The 18,942-nt window shown below is 61.9% G+C and carries 19 protein-coding genes and 2 pseudogenes; 15 read left to right on the plus strand and 6 right to left on the minus strand.

Annotation, left to right across the window (positions count from 1 at the left end):
- The 4 genes from CO656_RS28510 to CO656_RS28520 form a co-directional block, all read right to left on the minus strand.
- Positions 1 to 857 (minus strand): IS66 family transposase (locus CO656_RS28510; protein WP_144353244.1); only part of this gene is annotated, 857 nt, incomplete at its 3' end.
- A gap of 68 nt (positions 858 to 925) precedes the next feature.
- Entirely contained in the window at positions 926 to 1,279 is a 354-nt protein-coding gene (tnpB, locus tag CO656_RS30015) for an IS66 family insertion sequence element accessory protein TnpB (RefSeq protein WP_144353245.1), read from the minus strand.
- A complete protein-coding gene (locus CO656_RS30020; RefSeq protein WP_144353246.1) occupies positions 1,276 to 1,662 on the minus strand; it encodes a transposase in 387 nt (128 codons plus the stop codon). The genes tnpB and CO656_RS30020 overlap by 4 nt, the downstream gene beginning before the upstream one ends.
- Positions 1,663 to 1,948: 286 nt before the next feature.
- Complete coding sequence (locus CO656_RS28520) at positions 1,949 to 2,887, minus strand: LysR family transcriptional regulator (RefSeq protein WP_158255709.1); 939 nt, start codon at positions 2,885 to 2,887, stop codon at positions 1,949 to 1,951.
- Between the two features lie 76 nt (positions 2,888 to 2,963).
- Between CO656_RS28520 and CO656_RS28525 the strand changes: the two genes are divergently transcribed.
- On the plus strand, positions 2,964 to 3,938 hold the full coding sequence (locus tag CO656_RS28525) for an MBL fold metallo-hydrolase (protein ID WP_234819712.1): 975 nt from the start codon (positions 2,964 to 2,966) through the stop codon (positions 3,936 to 3,938).
- A 518-nt stretch (positions 3,939 to 4,456) separates the two neighbouring features.
- Here the strand turns inward: CO656_RS28525 and CO656_RS28530 are convergent.
- Positions 4,457 to 5,206, minus strand: a complete 750-nt coding sequence (locus tag CO656_RS28530; RefSeq protein WP_097528026.1) for a glucose 1-dehydrogenase — start codon at positions 5,204 to 5,206, stop codon at positions 4,457 to 4,459.
- Positions 5,207 to 5,302: 96 nt separating this feature from the next.
- Between CO656_RS28530 and CO656_RS28535 the strand changes: the two genes are divergently transcribed.
- The 14 genes and pseudogenes from CO656_RS28535 (at position 5,303) to CO656_RS28590 (ending at position 17,575) form a co-directional block, all read left to right on the plus strand.
- On the plus strand, positions 5,303 to 6,199 hold the full coding sequence (locus tag CO656_RS28535) for a LysR family transcriptional regulator (RefSeq protein ID WP_097528027.1): 897 nt from the start codon (positions 5,303 to 5,305) through the stop codon (positions 6,197 to 6,199).
- A gap of 222 nt (positions 6,200 to 6,421) precedes the next feature.
- Positions 6,422 to 6,535, plus strand: a pseudogene (locus tag CO656_RS30610) (ATP-binding protein); the annotation flags it as partial.
- Positions 6,536 to 6,827: 292 nt separating this feature from the next.
- Positions 6,828 to 7,673 (plus strand): AraC family transcriptional regulator, encoded by an 846-nt coding sequence (locus CO656_RS28545; RefSeq protein ID WP_234819715.1) that lies wholly within the window; start codon positions 6,828 to 6,830, stop codon positions 7,671 to 7,673.
- A gap of 158 nt (positions 7,674 to 7,831) precedes the next feature.
- Positions 7,832 to 8,057 (plus strand): annotated as a pseudogene (locus CO656_RS31155) (AraC family transcriptional regulator); the annotation flags it as partial.
- A 201-nt stretch (positions 8,058 to 8,258) separates the two neighbouring features.
- A complete protein-coding gene (locus CO656_RS28555; protein WP_097528029.1) occupies positions 8,259 to 9,215 on the plus strand; it encodes an MBL fold metallo-hydrolase in 957 nt (318 codons plus the stop codon).
- A gap of 150 nt (positions 9,216 to 9,365) precedes the next feature.
- Positions 9,366 to 10,118, plus strand: coding sequence for an SDR family oxidoreductase (locus CO656_RS28560; RefSeq protein ID WP_097528035.1), 753 nt, complete (start codon positions 9,366 to 9,368; stop codon positions 10,116 to 10,118).
- Between the two features lie 61 nt (positions 10,119 to 10,179).
- Positions 10,180 to 10,599, plus strand: a complete 420-nt coding sequence (locus CO656_RS28565; protein WP_097528030.1) for a cupin domain-containing protein — start codon at positions 10,180 to 10,182, stop codon at positions 10,597 to 10,599.
- Positions 10,600 to 10,718: 119 nt separating this feature from the next.
- The gene (locus CO656_RS28570) at positions 10,719 to 11,555 is read left to right on the plus strand and encodes an alpha/beta hydrolase (RefSeq protein WP_097528031.1); all 837 of its coding nucleotides are present in this window, start codon (positions 10,719 to 10,721) and stop codon (positions 11,553 to 11,555) included.
- Positions 11,556 to 11,585: 30 nt separating this feature from the next.
- Positions 11,586 to 11,744: a hypothetical protein gene (locus tag CO656_RS30420; protein ID WP_158255710.1), complete on the plus strand. Its 159-nt coding sequence runs from the start codon at positions 11,586 to 11,588 to the stop codon at positions 11,742 to 11,744.
- Between the two features lie 30 nt (positions 11,745 to 11,774).
- A complete protein-coding gene (locus CO656_RS28575) occupies positions 11,775 to 12,980 on the plus strand; it encodes an NAD(P)/FAD-dependent oxidoreductase (RefSeq protein WP_097528032.1) in 1,206 nt (401 codons plus the stop codon).
- A gap of 324 nt (positions 12,981 to 13,304) precedes the next feature.
- A complete protein-coding gene (locus tag CO656_RS31160; protein ID WP_234819713.1) occupies positions 13,305 to 13,907 on the plus strand; it encodes an adenylate/guanylate cyclase domain-containing protein in 603 nt (200 codons plus the stop codon).
- Positions 13,880 to 15,100 (plus strand): hypothetical protein, encoded by a 1,221-nt coding sequence (locus tag CO656_RS28580; protein WP_234819714.1) that lies wholly within the window; start codon positions 13,880 to 13,882, stop codon positions 15,098 to 15,100. The genes CO656_RS31160 and CO656_RS28580 overlap by 28 nt, the downstream gene beginning before the upstream one ends.
- Positions 15,101 to 15,321: 221 nt before the next feature.
- Complete coding sequence (locus CO656_RS28585; protein ID WP_097528036.1) at positions 15,322 to 16,152, plus strand: oxidoreductase; 831 nt, start codon at positions 15,322 to 15,324, stop codon at positions 16,150 to 16,152.
- Between the two features lie 121 nt (positions 16,153 to 16,273).
- Positions 16,274 to 17,575, plus strand: coding sequence for a low temperature requirement protein A (locus CO656_RS28590; protein WP_199773326.1), 1,302 nt, complete (start codon positions 16,274 to 16,276; stop codon positions 17,573 to 17,575).
- Positions 17,576 to 17,646: 71 nt separating this feature from the next.
- Here CO656_RS28590 and CO656_RS28595 read toward each other — a convergent pair whose 3' ends face one another.
- Positions 17,647 to 18,633 (minus strand): AraC family transcriptional regulator, encoded by a 987-nt coding sequence (locus CO656_RS28595; RefSeq protein WP_097528033.1) that lies wholly within the window; start codon positions 18,631 to 18,633, stop codon positions 17,647 to 17,649.
- Between the last annotated feature and the right edge of the window lie 309 nt (positions 18,634 to 18,942).

Genomic DNA, 18,942 nt, shown 5'->3' on the forward strand with positions numbered 1-18,942 from the left:
GGGGCGTAGGTGAAGGCAACGCCCGGCGGTGCGCCACCGCCCCATGCGCGGTCATCACGCGCCAGTGCCCAGAAGTATCCGGTTTTGGTTTTGCGGGAGCCGGGATCGAGCACCGGAGCACGGGTCTCGTCCATAAAGAGTTTGGTCGAGCGCTTCAGGTCGATGATCAGCGCATCGAAGACGGGACGCAGTTCGAAGGCTGCCCGGCCGACCCAATCGGCAAGCGTGGACCGGTCGAGATCAATGCCCTGGCGGCTCATGATCTGCGCCTGCCGATACAGGGGAAGATGATCGGCGTATTTGGAGACCAGCACATGCGCGACCGTGGCCTCCGTCGGCAAACCCGCCTGGAACAACCGAGCCGGAGCCGGGACCTGAACGACACCATCCGTGCAGGCGCGGCACGCATATTTGGGGCGACGGGTGACGATGACGCGGAACTGCGCCGGGATCACATCCAGCCTCTCGGACACATCCTCGCCGATCCAATGCAGGCAGCCACCGCAGGAACAGATCAGGCTTTCCGGCTCGAAGAGCTCTTCGATACGGGGAAGATGGCTGGGAAGTGAGCCGCGATTGGTCGCGCGTGGCTTGGATACACGCCTGCCTGGAGGAGTATCGGCCTCGTCCTCAGCATGAACGGCCGCAATGGCCGCTTCCAAATCCTCCAGCGCCAGATCGAATTGCTCGGGATCGGTCTTCTCGGATTTGCGCCCGAAGGCAGCCTGCTTGAAGGCGGCAACCAGTCTTTCCAGCCGCTCGATACGCTCGTCCTTGCGAACTTCCCGCGCCTCCGCCGCGATCAGCATCGCCTTGAGGGCGGCAATGTCATCAGGAAGGTCGACGGCGTTCAGCATGCGCCGGGTTTAGCAAATCTGGCCTTGATTTGCCTTTGGAATTTGCCGACCGAGTCATCGTGCCGCAGCTACTCGATGGCCTCCGGCGCTCTCGTCTCGACAGCGCGGACGCGACGCCAGTCCAGGCCCGCAAACAGGGCTTCGAACTGGGCATGGCTCAACGTCATCAAGCCGTCCCTGATGCCGGGCCAGGTGAACGTGTGCTCTTCCAGCCGCTTGTAGGCCATCACCATGCCGCTGCCATCCCAGTAGATCAGCTTCAAACGATCCGCCTTGCGCGACCTGAAGACGAAGACTGCTCCGGTGAACGGGTCCTTCCGCAGCTCGTTCTTCACCAGCGCCGCCAACCCGTCATGACCTTTGCGGAAGTCCACCGGCTTCGTCGCCACCATGATCCGCACGCGGTTCGATGGAAAGATCATGCCGGGACCGCAAACGCACGAGCAACAGCCACGATCCGGGCGGCAGACGCGCCTTCCTCCAGCCGGATCGTGACAGGACCAATGTTGATCTCGGGACGGCTGACTTCTCTCATCGGCGGCACGGCATCACACGTCTCGACAACCATCGCCGCAAATTCCACCGCATCCTCGGGCGCAGGCAAAACCAGCTTGCCCTGCCGCGCCATCGTGCGCCAAGACGATAGGTGGTTCGGCTTCAGCCCATAACGCTCCGCCACCTCGTTCACCGTCACGCCCGGCCGCAAACTCTCCGATACGATCCGCGCCTTGACCTCCTCCGGCCATTGCCGATGACGGTCACCCGCAGCCTTGGCGGTTGTGAGAACCTCCAACGTAGTCTCCATGGAGAAACTCCTTTCGTTCTTCCATGGAAAGCCGATCACAGATCACGCCAGAAAGGGCAACGTGGGGACTAAACACCGGTTACGATGATACACTTTGCGAGCTTTGAGCACCGAACGGGAATACCGCCGATGCGCTGCGCAGAACGCTCGTAACGGTACGGCTGCTGTCGACCCACCCGCGACGCTGATGAAGGCGAATTCTCGACCCGAAGCGGTCCCCTGGAGGAAAACTCCGCCATGTCCGGTGCTGTCCCGAGAAGCGGTGCCCTGCGGCTCACGTCTGCCACTACGTTGTAATGGTCTCAGCGCCCGGTCGGGCTGATTTGGTCCGTAATGTATCGCGAGCTGCTTTCAGGAATTCCGCTACTTTTGGCAGATCACCTAATTGCTGATGATACAGGTAATAGAGGGGCACAGGAGGCCCCGACCAGTCCTGAAGGACCTGAACGAGCCGGCCGGTCGCGACGCCGTCGGCTGCAAGCACATCACTCAGCAGCCCAATGCCGAGGCCCTGACTGACCAGGCCTTCAACAAGGATGGGATCGTCAACTACGATGGCAGGAGGCCGCTCGACCGTGAATTGCCGGGTGCCATTCGACAATGTCCAGTGGACCCGCTCTCGCCGCATGCGAATCCGGTGCGCGACCAATGCGACATCCCCCAAGTCCTCGGGCGAAGACAAAGTCAGCCTGGCGCAGAAGGCCGGCGCGGCGTATAGACTCTGCTCGATCGTCCCAATCTTTCGATAAATCATGTCGCTATCGGCGGGCTGCCCCATCCGGAGCGCCACGTCCACGCTTTCACCGATCAGATCGATATTCTGATGCGTCGTCTGCACGTCGACCTGAACGTCCGGACAAAGCTCTGCATAGCGTGCCAGAATCGACGGGAGGAAGGCGCGCCCGAAGCTGAAGGACGTCGCAACCCGAAGGCGTCCGCGGACCGCTCCGTCTACTGGACGGAAGTTAGCAATGCCGCGATCAACAGTCTCCAGAGCCCCGCTGATCGAATCGAACAACTGTCTCCCGGCCTCGGTCAATGAGACGCGCCGCGTCGAGCGCAACAACAGCGCCGTGCCGAGTACGGTTTCGAGTTCCAGCAGACGCCGGCTGACCGTGCTCGGCGGAAGGTGGAGACGGTGCGCCGCTGACGAAAAGCTCTCCGTGCGGGCGACCTCGAGAAAAATCCGCAGGCTGTTGAGATCGGGAGATTGGGTGGATTTCATGCGATTCCGGAACAGTGACTTCCATGGACACAGGATAATCGACGGAGGGGCGAATTGATACCTTGATCGCATCCAAATGAGGGAGCTGATCATGACTACTCGCAGACAGACACTGGGCCTTCTCGCAGCCGCAGCTTTGCTGCCGATCGCGCCGCGCTTCGCATTTTCCGCCGCACCGCTTTCGAATGTCGCAAATGCCGGATACTACAGATTCCGCTTCGGCAACTTCGAAGTCACGGCTTTGTCGGACGGCACGATGGCGCTGCCCATGGCGAAAATCTATCAGAACGAGCCGATCGACGCGCTGCAACGCAAGCTCGACGAGAATTTTCTCGGCAAGGAGCCGCACATCTCCATCAACGCCTATCTGGTGAACGACGGCGAGCGTCTTGTTCTGATAGACGCAGGAACTGGTACCCTATTCGGGCCTGCCGCTGGCAAGCTTATCCAGCACCTCGAAACCTCGGGCTACCGGGCTGATCAGGTCGATGCGGTCATCCTGACTCATATCCATGCCGATCACTCCGGCGGCCTCACCGTAGATGGCAAGCCGCAGCTGCCGAAAGCGACCATTCACGTGGCTGATCGGGAGTACAGGTTCTGGGTCGATCGCGAAGGCCTTACGTCCGTTACAGAAGAGGTAGACAAGGATCTTCAACGCGCACATGATGCCCTCGCTCCCTACATCGCAACGGGCAAGGTTGCGCGTTTCGCCGACGACGCCGATCCCCTGCCGAACTTCGGCTCGATCCTGAGGCCCGGCCATACGCCGGGGCACAGTTCGATCGTTCTAAAGGCCAACGATGGTCAGCGGCTGGTCTTCTGGGGGGATGTGATCCACGGTGACTATGTCCAGTTCGATGAGCCCGACGTGTTCGTCACCTTCGACGTCGACGGAACTGCCGCGGCAGCAACCCGTGCGCTGGCCCTGGCAGACGCCGCTGATGGACGTTATCTCGTCGCAGGTGCTCATCTTCCGTTCCCCGGCATCGGGCACGTAGCCAGAGACACAACTCTCTACCGCTTCATCCCCTGGAACTATGTAGAGTAGCGAGACGGCCTGCGGCGCATTCGAGCCCTCAGACTTAACCACCAGGTGCATTGGCTGGACCGGAACGTCCCGTTGGGACGTTCCATTCTAACCATGCGGAGGAACTTTGCTGCTGGTAGCCAGCGGCTGCTTCTGCCGCGCCAAGCGGTCACCCGGCAACTGCGTATTGGACTTCCGGTCCCCACCCACCTGAGACGCTGATGAAGGCGAACTCTCGACCCAATGCGGCCATTTGCCGACAGTACGTCGAAGTTCCGGTCTTGAGGCGTTGACGGACGCATCGCTGGATCGAAAACACGTTCAGTCCTGATACATTGCTCTCGATCAGCTTGAAACCACGGGCCAGATAGCATGGCGAGTTAGCGGGCGTTGCTTTAAGTGAAATGCCAGAAGCAATTACCGCTCGCAAGATGGCCGGTTCAAGCGCGAGGGAGAAGGAAGCGGGGCGCCCACCTCGACCTGAACAAGCTCCGGAAAACCCTTTCTGCAGGCAGCGAACAGGAAATGGCGCCGGCGTTTCAAGCCAACGTCATGCCGCCGTCGACATGCAACTCTATGCCATTGACGAAACTACCCGCCTCAGAGGCGAGGAAAAGAGCTGCGCGCGCGAGTTCTTCAGGCCGGCCCAGCCGCCCTGCCGGAATGAGTGACGCCATGTGCTGTTCGAATGCCGGACGCTCGGCCTCCGAAACACCGAGCTTGCCGAGAATGGCGGTGTCGACTGGTCCTGGGCTCAGGATGTTGACGCGAATCCGCCGCGGCTTGAACTCGATCGTCCAGTTCTTGGCGAATGCTGCGACTGCTGCCTTTGTACCGGCATAGACGGTATGATCCGGAAGGACCTTCGTCGCGGCCAGCGAACTCGTGACGATGATGCTGCCGCCGTCGCGAATCAGCGGCTCGATCGTCTGTACGCCGAAGAACACCCCACGCGTGTTGATGGCAAAGTGCCGGTCGTACTCTTCCGGCGTGATGTTGCCGGAAGCTGCGAGATTAATGATAGCGGCATTGGCCATGTAGATGTCCAGGCCGCCAAAGCGGTTCTTGACCGTCTCCGCGAGAGTTTGATGGTGCGCGATGTCAGCGACATCGCCAACAATGCCGATCGCGCTGTGGCCGATTTCGCCCACCGCCTCATCGACAACGTCCTGCCGTCGACCAGTGATGATGACCTGCGCCCCTTCTTCCGCAAACAGCTGCGCGGTCGCCTTGCCTATGCCACTGTTGCCACCCGTGATGACGGCGACCTTGTCTTTAAAGTGCTGCATCGCTTAACTCCATTTCCGTTGATCTTGAGATAAACGCTGGCGCCGTGAGCTGTTAGATCGATGTCGGGCACATGATTTGTGCCCCGGAGGTGCAAGTTGCCAAATCTGCTGGGCGAGACGTCAGGACTGATGGCATTTGTGCGGACTGCAGAGGCCGGCTCCTTCAGCGCCGCCGCGCGCGACTTGAATACGACGCCATCTGCGATCTCCAAAAGTGTGGCGCGGCTGGAAAAGAAAATCGGAACACGTCTCTTTTTGCGCTCCACACGCGCGCTGACCCTCACCCAGGACGGTCAGGCCTTTTTCGAACGAGTTGCGCCGCTTTTGCGCGACCTCAATTCGAGCGACGAGGTGATCATGTCGCGCACAGGCGCGGCGGGGCGCCTGCGAGTCAGCATGCCGGGCGAATTGGCGCCGCTGTTGCTACCCGCCGTGTTTACCGATTTTGCGGCTGCTCATCCCGAATTGCATCTCGACGTTGGACTGACAGATCGGTTCGTGAACCTGATCAAAGAGGACTACGACGTCGTGCTGCGCGTGGGCTATCCCACGCAGGGCGACCTGATGGTACGCCATCTGGCAGATCTGCCATTGGTCGTAGTTGCATCGCCGTTTTTTCTCCGCAGGTGGGGCAGTCAGGCGTCCGCAGAAGCTCTCGCAGGTTTGCCGTTCGCTCGGTTCGCATTGGACGGCATGGTGGCACCGGTGCGTTTGGGCGATGGAACCAGCTTTATCCCTACCGGTCGCGTCGACTGCGACTCAGGATTTGCGATGATCCAAGCGGCGCAAAGCGGACTTGGTGCGGCTTACCTTTTACGATGCTTGGTGGCAGCAGAATTGAAGTCCGGCACGCTTGTAGATCTCGCGCCAATGGTCGCCCTTCCCAAACTCCCCTTCAATGCCCTGCACGCTTTCGGGCGCACCCCGCCCTTGCGGGTGAGACTGTTCTGCGACTTCGTCGCCGAAGCAGCGAAAGCGATCGCAATAATGTGAGTCGCGACCGTGAGGCGTTTCGGGATGAGGCCTGCCTGTGTAAAGCTCGGTGAATTCAAGCACTGCCTCTTCAGCAGTAGAATCGACGGCGTCTTACCCGTCGTGGTCCGCCCCTTGCGTCCACGTGGCATGCGTCTTCTCCCAGTCGCCAGTGCGCTACAAGACCAACGACTATTCGGTCCCGGTCGCCTGGGTCATCAGGACGTCTGGGTCGAGGGCTATGTCACCGGCGCGCTGCTCGATCGCCTCACCCACCACGTCAGCATTCTCAAAATGAACGGCGACAGCTATCGCTTCGCTCAAAGTCGCGCCCGACAGGCCCGCCAAAACCGGTAGGAAAAATTACCTCGCGCGCAGGAGGACCCTGCTGGGGCTAGGCCCTCCCGGCGTTCCCCTGCGCGCCAAACCTGGCCTCGTTTTACGCACCAACAGTCGAGTTTAGCTCGCGTTGACACCGGCGGTGCCTGTCGTCATAGTTGCGGCCAAACCCCTCTGCGTCTCCAGCAATCACGAGCCCAGGCGAGCACCAGTCATGAGCAAGCCCAACTTGCATGATCGTTCGGGTCCGTCGGCCACGGCGCAAAAGAGCAACATATCGAATGTCAAGGGGCGTGCAGCCGATGCGGAGATGGCCCGCGCGCTCGGGACCACACCATTTCGCATGGCATTGGATCCCTCCGGTGGCGGGATCGCCCACTGGAAACATGACCCATTGCACGACGTCGTCGAGCCCATGAGTGATCACGTCATCATGGCTTACAACGGCGTGGTACAGCGCATGGAGCGGCGATCAGGAAGATCGGCTTCCCCTGGAACGTTTCGTCGTGGGGTTGTGGTCATCATTCCGGCCGGATCAAGCTCCCGGTGGGATATTCCGAAACCTGTCGATGTTGTTCAGCTCTATCTTCCTCCCGCAATGCTGAAGCGCGTCGCGGACGAAGCCGATACCGCGACCCCGACCAATCTCCTCGACCGAACGGCGCATCCCGACCCCATTACATCCCGATTGCTCTTGGGCGCGGTCGATGCCCTGGACGGCAATGGGCCCCTGGATACACTGTTCAGGCAACAGCTGACAGAGCTCCTTGCCACGCGCCTCCTGGTCGCGCACGTCGGCTCGCCAACCACCCAGCAGCCAGTCGTCGGTGGCCTGTCGCCGACGGTGCTGCGCCGCGCCATCGAACGCTTACGCTCGGATAGCGATACGGACGTCTCTCTTGCTGCTCTCGCTTCGGATGCCGGCCTGTCGCGCTTCCATTTCTGCCGTTCCTTCAAGGAAACCACCGGGCTTTCGCCGCATGCCTGGCTGCGCCAATACCGGCTCGATCAGGCCATGGACATGCTGCGTGACCCCGATATGTCGGTCGCATCGGTTGCCGCTGCGCTCGGCTATGCCTCGCAAACAGCGTTCGCTGCGGCGTTCAGGCAGTTGACCGGCGAGACCCCGAGCGAATGGCGACAGCAATCGCGCTAAGCAGGAATTGCTCTTCAGTCAGGTCAATCGCTCAGGGGCAGCCAGCCATCTGGCAACACTCCACGAGCGATTTCGGAGTACCTCGCGGCGGAAAGTGGGTCTTCGTTCAGTTAAAAGACCAGCCACGTCACGAAGGGCCTCATAACCGCGGTCAGCCAGCAGCGCTGGCTTCGAACGCCGGCCTGTCGCGCTTCCAACTCTGCCGCGCTTTCAAGGAGAGCACCGGCTCTCGCAGCGCCAGCTGGCCCCAGCCGGACGATGCTGCGCGACACCGACGAATCGGTCGTCTCGATTGCCGCGGCGCCTAGCTACTCCTCTCGGACTGCCGTCGCGGCCGCATTCAGGAAGCTGACCGGCGCAACCCTGGGCGATTGGCGGAGACGCAGTGTTAGCAGCAATCACTCTATAGCGGCGGCAATCGCTCTGGGGCGGCCGCAAGTCAAGTTCGATAGATTCATCATGGCGACACACCAGCAATGAGCGTGTCGCCGATCTCTGAACACCTCGCCGGCATCGACCGCGCTTTCACGCGGACGCAGTCGGCGCAGGATCGAGCGCCAACATCGAACGCAGGAGTTTTCAAAGATGAACCAGATGACCCCCAACACACAGCAGCAGGCAAACATGAGCTTGGACAACACCTCTCCCTCCGGTAAATCGCGACCGGATGAGTTGGTTCCGTCGCGCTACGCGGTGCAGGTCGGCGAGATTGAAGTGCTGGTAATCAGCGACGGGGTGCTGCCGCTCCCAACCCAGATGTTGGGACACAACGCCGACCCGGCCGCCCGGGCGGCCTGGCTGAAGGACATGTTCCTGCCGCAAGACGCTTTCGACTGGGCGCTGAACGTGGTCGTGGTGCGGAGCGGCGACCAGACCATACTCATCGATGCTGGGCTGGGGATGGACCCCGACTTGAACTTGCCGCGGGCCGGGCAGTTGATCAAGCGACTGGAAGCCGCCGGCATCGATCTTGCATCGGTGACGGACGTGGTGCTGACCCACATGCACATGGACCACATTGGCGGACTGCTCGTCGACGGGGTGAAGGAGCAACTGCGTCCGGACCTGCGGATCCACGTGGCCGCCGCTGAGGTCAAGTTCTGGGAGACGCCCGATTTCTCCCACGTCTCCATGCCGCCCGGCTTCCCGGACGCGCTTAGGTCGGCCGCCAAACGGTTCGCAAAGGAGTACCAGAGCCAGCTGCGGCTGTTCGATGATGAATACGAGGTGGCGCCGGGCGTGGTCGTCTCTCGCACCGGCGGCCACACGCCCGGGCACAGCGTGGTCCGCGTGGCATCCGGCGGCGACCGGCTGATGTTCGCCGGCGACGCCGTGTTCGCGGTCGGGTTCGAACACCCCGACTGGCACAACGGCTTCGAACATGACCCCGAAGAGGCGGCCCGTGTTCGGGTCCGTCTTCTGCGCGAACTGGCCGAGACCGGCGGACAGCTGGTGGCCACTCACCTGCCGTTCCCGTCCGTCGGCCGGGTGGCGGTCGACGGCGACGACTTTCGTTGGGTCGCGGCCTTCTGGGACTACTGACCCCTTGTTCGGTCAGGGGCCGAACTGGGTGCGTATCCTTCCAGTTCGGCCGACACGTCTATGGCCTCGACAGGACCGGCCCACCGCGCAACCCCCTACTGGAACGAATGAACAATGCGGCGCGCCGAGCGCCCGCGAATGGAGAAGCTCATGAAAATCGTCATCATCGGCGGAACCGGCCTGATCGGTTCAAAGACAGCCGACCGCCTTCGCAAGCAAGGCCATGAAGTCATTGCCGCCGCTCCGAACACCGGCGTCAACACGATCACCGGCGAAGGTCTCGCCGAGGCGCTCACCGGCGCCTCCGTCGTTATCGACCTCGCAAACTCGCCGTCCTTCGAGGACAAGGCAGTGCTCGAATTCTTCGAGACATCGGGCCGCAATCTGATGGCGGCGGAAAAGGCCGCCGGTGTAAAGCATCACATCGCGCTTTCGATCGTCGGCGTCGACCGGCTGCCTGACAGCGGCTACATGCGGGCCAAGGTCGCCCAGGAAAAGATCATCCGGGGAGCCGGCATTCCCTATACGATCATCCATTCGACTCAGTTCCTGGAATTCCTCAGCGGCATCGCCCAGTCCGGCACGGTCGGCGACACGGTGTATCTGTCGCCAGCCTACGTCCAGCCCATCGCCTCGGACGATGTGGCCGACAACGTGGCCGCCGTTGCGACGGCCGCGCCGATCAATGGCATTGTGGAGGTCTCGGGGCCGGAGCGTGTCCGGCTGAACGAACTCGTTGCTCGCTACCTGAAAGCAATGGGCGATGCTCGCAAGGTCGAGGCAGATCCGGAGGCTCGCTACTTCGGCGCCAAACTGGAAGATGGCTCGCTCGTCTCCGACAACAATCCCCGCATCGGCCGCATCACCTTCGAGCGGTGGTTCGCAACCGTAGCGCGGAAATGACCGAGCACCGGTGCGTCGCATCAGGCGGCGCACCTTCCGACCTCACGAAAGGAGTTTCGACATGATCAAGCCAATTTTTGCCGCTTTTGCCACGACGGCCCTCTTGTCCGCTGCCGCCGCTGCCCACGACGCCGGCGATAAGGATGCTACGGTCACGCTGGTTTACGAGCACGAATTGCCGAATGTTCCGGGCAAGAGCATGAAAGGTGTTCTCGTTAAATATGGTCCCGGCGGCTTCTCCTCGGCCCACACGCATCCGGACTCGGCCTTCATCTACGCGACCGTCCTGGAGGGCGCCATCCGCAGCCAGGTCAACGACGGTCCCGTCAAGACCTACAAGGCGGGCGAGAGCTTCTCTGAAATGCCGGGAGACCGTCACGGCGTCAGCGAGAATGCCAGCGAGACCGACCCGGCGAAGCTGCTGGCGGTCTTCGTCGTCGACACCGATCAGGTGGACCTGACCTTTCCGATCAAGAACTAGGCGAAAGGGCCAGCTGCCGTCGGCGGCATCCGGCCCTTCGCGATCGTTAAAAATCATTGCTGGTGAGCCCTGCACGCAGCGGACGCTCACCACCAACAATTCGCTAAAGGACCAAGGCAATGGCATATGTTACCACCAAAGACGGCGTCGACATCTTCTGCAAGGACTGGGGTCCGAAGGGCGCACGGCCGATTATGTTCCATCATGGTTGGCCGCTGAGCTCGGACGACTGGGATGCTCAGATGCTCTTCTTCCTCTCCAAGGGTTATCGAGTCATCGCCCATGATCGCCGCGGCCATGGCCGCTCTTCCCAGGTTGCCGAGGGCCATGACATGGACCATTACGCCGCCGACGCCTTTGCCGTCGTCGAGGCGCTGGACCTGAAAAACATCGTCCATATCGGCCATTCCACCGGCGGCGGTGAAGTTGCGCGTTATGTCGCAAAGCACGGCGAGCCCGCAGGCCGTGTTGCCAAGGCCGTTCTGGTCTCCGCCGTTCCGCCGCTGATGCTCAAGACCGAAGCCAATCCGGAAGGTCTGCCGATCGAAGTGTTCGACGGTTTCCGTGCCGCGCTTGCTGCAAACCGCGCCCAGTTCTTCCGCGACGTCCCCGCCGGTCCCTTCTACGGCTTCAACCGCGGAGGCGCCACGGTCCAGGAAGGGGTGGTCCAGAACTGGTGGCGTCAGGCCATGATGGGCAGCGCCAAGGCTCATTACGACGGCATCAAAGCCTTCTCGGAAACCGATCAGACCGAGGACCTGAAGGCCATCACCATTCCGACACTGGTGCTGCACGGTGAGGACGACCAGATCGTGCCCGTCGCGAACGCCGCGCTGAAGTCCGCCAAGCTTCTGAAGAATGGCACCTTGAAGACCTATCCGAACTTCCCGCACGGCATGCTGACCATCAATGCCGATGCGCTGAACGCCGATCTACTGGCCTTCGTCCAAGCTTGACGTCAGTCAGGGGCGAGTTGCGGCAATCAAATGCCGCAGCTCATTTCCAAGGAAACTGTTCGCCTGGACATCTGCAACGATCCCATCTGGCTGACCGGGGTGGTCGCGCCTGTGCTGAGGCGTGCGACCGGGCGCCATCTCGGCTCAGCGATCCGCGTCGCCATCGCTCATCAAGAGCGGCAACGATGACGGGCGGCCAAAACCTCTGGAGTAGATAACATGAGGCTCGTTATTGTAGGCGCCGGCTTCGCCGGTATGTACGCCGCTCTTTCCGCAGCTCGCCTGCGCGACATCGAAGACGTTTCGCCCGAAGACCTCGAGATTGCGCTGGTAGCTCCTCAGCCGATGTTGGTGATCCGCCCTCGACTTTATGAGCCGAAGCCCGAGACCCTTACCGCGCCTCTGAAGGAGGTGCTTGACGCCGTCGATGTGGTCTACGTGCAAGGAAGCGTCGAAGCCGTCGACACCAAAGCCCGCGCCGTGGACGTCGTCAATGCCAAGGGGGAGCGCAAGTCCCTTTCCTATCATCGCCTGGTGATCGCAACCGGTAGCCGGCTGTTCCGCCCAAATATTCCCGGCCTCGCAGAACATGGCTTCAGCGTCGACAATCTCGATGACGCAATCGCCCTCGACCGCCACCTGCACAAGCTTGCGACTATGCCCGCCTCAAAGGCACGCGACACCGTCGTTATTGCAGGCGCCGGCTTTACAGGAATCGAGACGGCAACGGAGATGCCTTCACGCCTGCGGACCATCTTCAACAGAAACGCCAAGCCGCGCGTCATCATCGTCGATCGTGGCCCTGCAGTCGCCCCGGACATGGGTGAACATCCTCGCCCTGTCATTGAAGATGCGCTGCGCCACGTCGGCGTTGAGACGCGGCTCAATGCCGGCGTCGCATCGCTGGACAAATCCGGCGTCACGCTGAGCACCGGCGAGCGCATCGAAGCCGCGACCGTGATATGGGCGGCAGGCCTTCGCGCCAATCCGCTGACGACGAAAATTCCCGCCGCCCGTGACTATTTTGACCGGCTGCTCGTCGACAAGTGCTTGCGCGTGCCGACCGTGCCTGGCGTCTTCGCCACCGGCGACGCGGCGCGCGCCGCATGCGATGACATCGGCAACTATGTGCTGATGTCGTGCCAGCACGCCACCCGCATGGGCGCCTTCGCGGGCAACAACGCAGCCGCCGAACTGCTAGGTGTGCCGACCCGGTGCTATCACCAGAAGGCCTACGTCACCTGCCTCGACCTCGGCGAAGCCGGCGCAATCTTCACCCGCGGCTGGGACCGCAAAGTGGAGATGGTCGGTGAGGGCGCCAAGAAGACTAAGCAGGAAATCAACACGGTGTGGATATATCCGCCGAAGGCCGAGCGTGCCGCGGCGCTGGCTTCAGCTGATCCGGAGCGTGTGACGGATCTGTAAGCACCCCACGCGATAAGAACTGCGCCCTGCGCAAGGGCGCAACTTGCAATGTCTGCTTGTGCGCAAAGTGGCTCTTCCGGCGAATTGCTTTGATCTTCCGGTCTCCACCCGTGCGACGTAATCTGAACCCGAAAGATCGACCCTTCTACGACATTCCTCGACGAAATGTGATCGGGGAGTAATGCTGCGAATAGCAGACACTCCCGGATAGCCAGAACCGGTCCATCTCCGAATTGGAGATGGTCGCGGAGGCGGCACTAAGCTATTCTTCCCTGGTTCGGAGTGTGTGGCCATGAATACCGGGCAGCACCAGGGGCAGAGGTGATGTTACCCCACGAAGAACGCCGACTGGCGGCAATCTTCGTTGCCGATGTGGTTGGCTACTCGCGCCTTGTAGAGCTTGACGAGAAAGCAACGCTCGCGGCGATCAAAGATCTGCGTCAGGCCTTGTTCGAGCCCTTGCTGACGGAGCACCATGGCCGCCTCGTCAAGCTGACCGGCGACGGCCTGATCGCCGAGTTCGGTTCCGTCGTTGATGCTGTTGCCTGCGCAGCTGAAATTCAGAAGCAACTGCCTGACCGGCAGGTGGAGATACCGGCTGAGCGCCGGATTATCTTACGCATCGGCATCAACCTGGGCGACGTTCTGGTCGATGGCGACGACCTGCTGGGGGACGGCGTTAACGTGGCAGCCCGCTTGGAACAGGCCTGCCCGCCGGGCGGCGTCCTGATCTCCGGAACAGCCCACGACCAGCTCCCGGGCAAGCTGGATTGTGGCTTCGAGTACGCGGGCGAACAGCGCCTGAAGAACATTGCGCGGCCTGTGAGGGCCTACCGGATGGTGCTCGATAGCGCTCATGACGCCGCAACGGTCGCTTGGCCTTCGGTCGAAAGCCTGCGGTGGCGGTGCTGCCCTTCGAGAACATGAGCGGCGATCCCGAGCAGGTCTATTTCAGCGACGGCATCACCGAAGACATCATCACGGAACTCTCGCGCTTCCACGAGCTCATGGTGATTGCACGCAACTCATCCTTTTCGTTCCGCGGGAAAAGCATGGACGTGCGCGAGATCGGCCGCTTGCTCGGGGCCCGATACCTGGTCGAGGGCAGCGTCCGTCGGGCTGGAGGTCGCGTGCGTATCACGGCCCAGCTCGTGGATGCTGCCACCGGAGCGCATTTCTGGGTGGAGCGATACGACCGCGCCCTCGAGGACGTGTTCGCCGTCCAGGAGGAGATTTCTCAGAGCATCGTCGCGACGGTGGCCCAGCGGATCATCCAGGACAGCGAGGTTGCGGGCCGACGACGTCAGCCCGAAGACATCCGTGCGTATGACCTATTCCTCCAGGGGAACCGCCTTTCCGACGTGTTCACGCCGGAGGCCCAGGCGAGGGCGCAGGCACTTTTCGAGGGGGCGCTCCAGATCGACCGGGGCTTTGCCCGAGCCCATACGGGCCTGGCCTGGGTTTACCTCAACCGTTCGGTCGAGGACAGCGTCGGGGTGCCGCGCGAGAAGGACGAGAACCGGATTGCGGCGCTGCGCCAGGCCGAAGAAGCGCTGGAGAAGGATCCCAACGATCCGCGGGTGCACTCCACGCTCGGGTACATGTGCCTGATGTGGCGCGACTTCGACCGGGCCGAGCGGCACATGGACCTTGCACGGGCCATGAACCCGAATGATCCATTGATCCAGATCTTTTGGGCCTGGATGCAGTCGTGTCTGGGAAAGCCGGAGCGGGCTTTGCCCGCGGCCGAGATCGCCTTCCGGCTAAATCCATGTCATCCCAGCTGGTACAATTATTATCTCTCGCACATCCTGTTCCGGCTGGGGCGGGATAGGGAAGCGGCCGACCTCTTGGAGCGGCTCATAATGGACGCGCCGGCGCGGCGGCACCCGCGCTACATGGCTTTGCGTGCGGCAGCCTGCGGTCATTTGGGGCGCATCGAGGAGGCGCAGCGATGTGCCAGGATCTCCATTGAGTCGGTCAGCAAGTGTTGGCACGGCGATCCGGCGGCGGGTCCGCGGGAATATGTGGATTGGCTCGTGGACGTCTTGTACCTGCGGCGGGATGAGGACGCGGAGCGGCTGCGCGAGGGCTTGCGGCGTGCCGGGTTGCCGGCCTGAGGATCACTCTCCGTCCGCTCTTTGCAGCAAACAGGTCATTCCGCCAGCCATCCCATTGGGCGGGGTTCCACCCATCTCGGCCTTTTGCTCCGGATCGATCATTTCCGCGCAGTGCACTGACATCGCAAGAATGCGACAGCGGCCGAAAGCGGGAGACGGCGCATGTTCACCAGGGGAGCTAAATCCTCCACGTCTAGTTCACAGATGGAAGGAGAATGATCATGAAAACCTGGTTCATCACCGGCGCCTCCCGCGGCTTTGGCGCAAGGGTCGCGCAACTCGCGCTCGAACAGGGCGACAATGTCGTGGCCACTGCACGGAACGCCGCTGGTGTCACCGACAGGCTGGGCCAGCATTCGAACCTGCTGGCGCTGCCGCTCGATGTCACCGACGAGGAGCAGGCCCGCGCGACGGCGGCGCGCGCCGTAGAGCGGTTCGGCCGCATTGATGTGCTGCTGAACAATGCCGGCTTCGGCCTGCTCGGGGCTGTCGAGGAAGCCACGGCTGAGGAGGTCGAGCGCCTCTATCGCACGAATGTGTTCGGCCTGCTCGGCGTCACCCGTGCGGTGCTGCCTTACATGCGTGCGCAACGCTCCGGACGCATCCTCAATATCTCTTCTATCGGCGGCTATCGCAGCGCGGCGGGCTTCGGCGTCTATTGCTCCACCAAATTCGCGGTAGAAGGACTCTCCGAGGCCCTTAACCAAGAGCTCGCGCCGCTCGGCATCCATGTCACCGTCGTCGAGCCAGGCTATTTCCGGACCGACTTCCTGGATTCGTCGTCTCTGTCGGTGAGCCCCACACGCATTGAGGATTACAACGGCACGGCTGGCGCCACACGCAGCCGCGCAACCGACCTCAACCATAGCCAACCCGGCGATCCAGCCAAACTTGCCAGCGTGCTCGTCGCCTTTGCGGATGCGGTCAATCCGCCGGTGCGGCTGCCGCTGGGGAGCGATACTGTCAATGCAATCGAAGCGAAGCATGCCGCCGACGCAGCGATCGTGGCAGAATGGCGGCAGGTCTCGCTGTCGACGGACTTTGCCGCCTGATGCGGCGAACGCCTGAGTTCGTGCGCGCCGGCGTACACCGCCTGCCGGCGCGCTTATCCATAAAGCGTGGTGAGGTGCTGTCACCGATCCGAGTATCTGAGCAATCGTTAGGAGCGCTCAAATGTCCAAGACCAAGCCGTCGGCGCATTCGCATGCGCACCACGTAACAAGAATGAGCGGTCGCGATACGCATCAGGGCCAGCGCGCGGCAACCCCGCTGGAACTGCTCTTCGATCTGACCTTCGTGATTTCCTTCGGTCTAGCTGCTTCACAGCTCGCGCACCTCCTGGCGGAGGGGCATTTCAAAGCCGGCCTGATCGGCTTCGGCTTTGCCAGCTTTTCGATCTGCTGGGCTTGGGTGAACTTCTCCTGGTTCGCATCTGCCTATGACACGGATGACTGGGTATTCCGCATAGTGACGATGGTGCAGATGGCCGGAGTGCTTATTCTTGCGATCGGGCTGCCTCCGATGTTCGAATCGATCGACAAGGGTGAGCAACTGGACAACGGCACCATGGTACTCGGCTATGTCGTCATGCGCGTTGCGATGGTGTTCCAGTGGCTTCGGGCGGCGCGTCAGGATCCGCCCCGCCGCAGGGCCTGCATGACCTATGCGGCGGCGATCGCCATTGCCCAGCTTGGCTGGACAGTGCTGATCTTCCTCGACTTCTCGCTGCTCACGACCTTTGCTTTCGTAGTTGTGTTAACGGCGGTCGAAATGACCGGGCCGGTGATTGCGGAATCACACCAGGGAGGAACGCCTTGGCATGCCCATCACATCGCCGAACGCCACGGCCTGCTTGCCATCATCGCGCTTGGGGAGGGCGTGGTCGGAACGGTTGCGTCAATCACGGCCGTTGTCGAAGGGCACGGCTGGAACCTCGACGTCGTTCTCGTCTGCATCGCCGGGACAGGATTAACCTTCGGCATGTGGTGGATCTATTTCCTGCTTCCGAGCGCGGAGATCCTGCACCGGTTTCGCGAGCGCTGCTTCATCTGGGGCTATGGCCACATCCCAATCTTCGCCTCGATCGTTGCGACCGGCGCAGGTCTGCATGTCGCCGCCTATTACATTGAGCACAAGGCGCATATTTCCTCGGTGGCGACGGTGCTGACGGTTGCTGTTCCGGTCGCGATCTACGTGGCGCTGATCTACGCCATGTACACGTATCTGCTGCGCCGTTCGGACCGCCTCCATACGTGGCTGCTGTCGGGGACGGCTCTCGTACTGGCGGCGTCCGTTGCCGCTGCCTTGGCAGGCATTCCTATGTCCGTGTGCCTGATCATCCTGATGCTGGCGCCAGTCGTCACGATCGTCGGCTATGAAGTTGCCGGCCATCGCCACCGGGCCCAATCGATAGTGCTCGCGCTTGGCGACGATCCGAGCGACACGAGCACGCTTGGAAGTACCGGCGGCAGGTAGTCGCCCAGCCACCGTGTCTTGCAGACTACAACTGTTTGCCAGCAAGCATGGGTGCCAAACAGGCGCGACCTCTAGGGGTGCCGCCCTTGCTTGAATGAGCTTAGCTCCCCAGCCCCGCCTCCCAACAGCGCTCTGCGATACTCCGTCGGCGTGGTGGCTGTGACCTTACGGAACGCCGCAGCGAATGCGGAGGGCGTCTGGTAGCCGACCGAGAGGGCGATCTCCGTCACCGGCAGCTCCGGCATCGCCAGCAACTGCCGCGCCTGCGCAATCCGCAAATTGACCAGCCATTGGTGCGGCGTCTGTCCGGTAGCACGTCGGAAGGCGGTGCAGAAATGGAAGCGGCTGAGATTGACCGTTGCCGCCAGTTCATCGAGCCCGATTTCCTCCTCAAGGTGCTCGCGCATATAGGCGGTCACGCGCTTGACCTGCCAGTCCGCGAGCCCTCCGCGAGGTTCCTCGACCGTCAGCGCGCTAAAGGAGGAGTGTCCACGCACGAGTTGCAGGCATAGGAGGTCAATGGCCTGCTCCACGAACAACCGGGACGACGGGTCGTCCAGCCGCGCCTCGCGGCTCAACAATTCGAGAATGCGCGCAGCCGAAGGGTCTTCGAAGCCGACGCGCCCGATCAACTCGACGCGTTTGCCGCCGGCGAGGAGATCAGCGCTCGCCTGAAGCCGCTCCTGAGGGAAATAGACGTGCGACACCTCGATCGGCCCGGCGATATCCCAGCGCCCGTCATGACCTTCGGGAATAAGCGTGATCGTTCCGGGCCTTGTCCTTGAAGCATGGCGCCTGCCACCGGAACGCCAGGATATCTCCTGGTCAGCACCGTAATAGGTCATCACCACATGGCTCGACAGCCCTGGCAGCGAATCGTGCAGCGCGCCATGGCTCCAGCGCGTGGTCAGTCGGGTTTCACTTCGAAGCGCTTCGCCCACCAGAGCGGGCGGACGGTCCAAAATCCTGCCAATGCTGTCGACTGGATCACCAGCCAGGCCAATGGATGCCTTACCGCGGGCATTTTCCGCAGTCGTTGCTCGCGTTGGAAATGTCATCAACCCCTCTCAGAGAGCCATAGCCGCAATCTACGAACATTCGTCGCAACCGAGCGACGGCCCGACTTCCGCACAATACGTAATCCTTTTCCTCGACGGCAACACCGCCTCACCGCAGAAAAGGAGACTGTTCATGAGCAAGAAGACCATCCTCATCACCGGCGCCGGTTCGGGCTTTGGCAAGGGCGCCGCCATCGGCATGGCCAAGAACGGCCACGACATCATCGCCACGTGCCAGGTTTCGCCGATGGTCACCGCACTGCGCAACGAGGTGGAGGCGCTCGGCCTCGCCGACCGTATTCGCGTCGA

The sequence above is a fragment of the Sinorhizobium sp. FG01 genome, from assembly GCF_002531875.1.
Classification (GTDB): Bacteria; Pseudomonadota; Alphaproteobacteria; order Rhizobiales; family Rhizobiaceae; genus Sinorhizobium; species Sinorhizobium fredii_C.

What these genes read in the sequence shown, in the direction of transcription:
- tnpB (WP_144353245.1), bottom strand. Translation starts at nt 1,279, where the DNA reads ATGATCTTTCCATCGAACCGCGTGCGGATCATGGTGGCGACGAAGCCG.
- CO656_RS28585 (WP_097528036.1), top strand. Translation starts at nt 15,322, where the DNA reads ATGAAAACCTGGTTCATCACCGGCGCCTCCCGCGGCTTTGGCGCAAGG.
- CO656_RS28520 (WP_158255709.1), bottom strand. Translation starts at nt 2,887, where the DNA reads ATGAAATCCACCCAATCTCCCGATCTCAACAGCCTGCGGATTTTTCTC.
- CO656_RS31160 (WP_234819713.1), top strand. Translation starts at nt 13,305, where the DNA reads ATGTTACCCCACGAAGAACGCCGACTGGCGGCAATCTTCGTTGCCGAT.
- CO656_RS28525 (WP_234819712.1), top strand. Translation starts at nt 2,964, where the DNA reads ATGAGGGAGCTGATCATGACTACTCGCAGACAGACACTGGGCCTTCTC.
- CO656_RS30420 (WP_158255710.1), top strand. Translation starts at nt 11,586, where the DNA reads ATGCCGCAGCTCATTTCCAAGGAAACTGTTCGCCTGGACATCTGCAAC.
- CO656_RS28555 (WP_097528029.1), top strand. Translation starts at nt 8,259, where the DNA reads ATGAACCAGATGACCCCCAACACACAGCAGCAGGCAAACATGAGCTTG.
- CO656_RS28570 (WP_097528031.1), top strand. Translation starts at nt 10,719, where the DNA reads ATGGCATATGTTACCACCAAAGACGGCGTCGACATCTTCTGCAAGGAC.
- CO656_RS28575 (WP_097528032.1), top strand. Translation starts at nt 11,775, where the DNA reads ATGAGGCTCGTTATTGTAGGCGCCGGCTTCGCCGGTATGTACGCCGCT.
- CO656_RS28565 (WP_097528030.1), top strand. Translation starts at nt 10,180, where the DNA reads ATGATCAAGCCAATTTTTGCCGCTTTTGCCACGACGGCCCTCTTGTCC.
- CO656_RS28530 (WP_097528026.1), bottom strand. Translation starts at nt 5,206, where the DNA reads ATGCAGCACTTTAAAGACAAGGTCGCCGTCATCACGGGTGGCAACAGT.
- CO656_RS28590 (WP_199773326.1), top strand. Translation starts at nt 16,274, where the DNA reads ATGTCCAAGACCAAGCCGTCGGCGCATTCGCATGCGCACCACGTAACA.
- CO656_RS28545 (WP_234819715.1), top strand. Translation starts at nt 6,828, where the DNA reads ATGGCCCGCGCGCTCGGGACCACACCATTTCGCATGGCATTGGATCCC.
- CO656_RS28560 (WP_097528035.1), top strand. Translation starts at nt 9,366, where the DNA reads ATGAAAATCGTCATCATCGGCGGAACCGGCCTGATCGGTTCAAAGACA.
- CO656_RS30020 (WP_144353246.1), bottom strand. Translation starts at nt 1,662, where the DNA reads ATGGAGACTACGTTGGAGGTTCTCACAACCGCCAAGGCTGCGGGTGAC.
- CO656_RS28595 (WP_097528033.1), bottom strand. Translation starts at nt 18,633, where the DNA reads ATGACATTTCCAACGCGAGCAACGACTGCGGAAAATGCCCGCGGTAAG.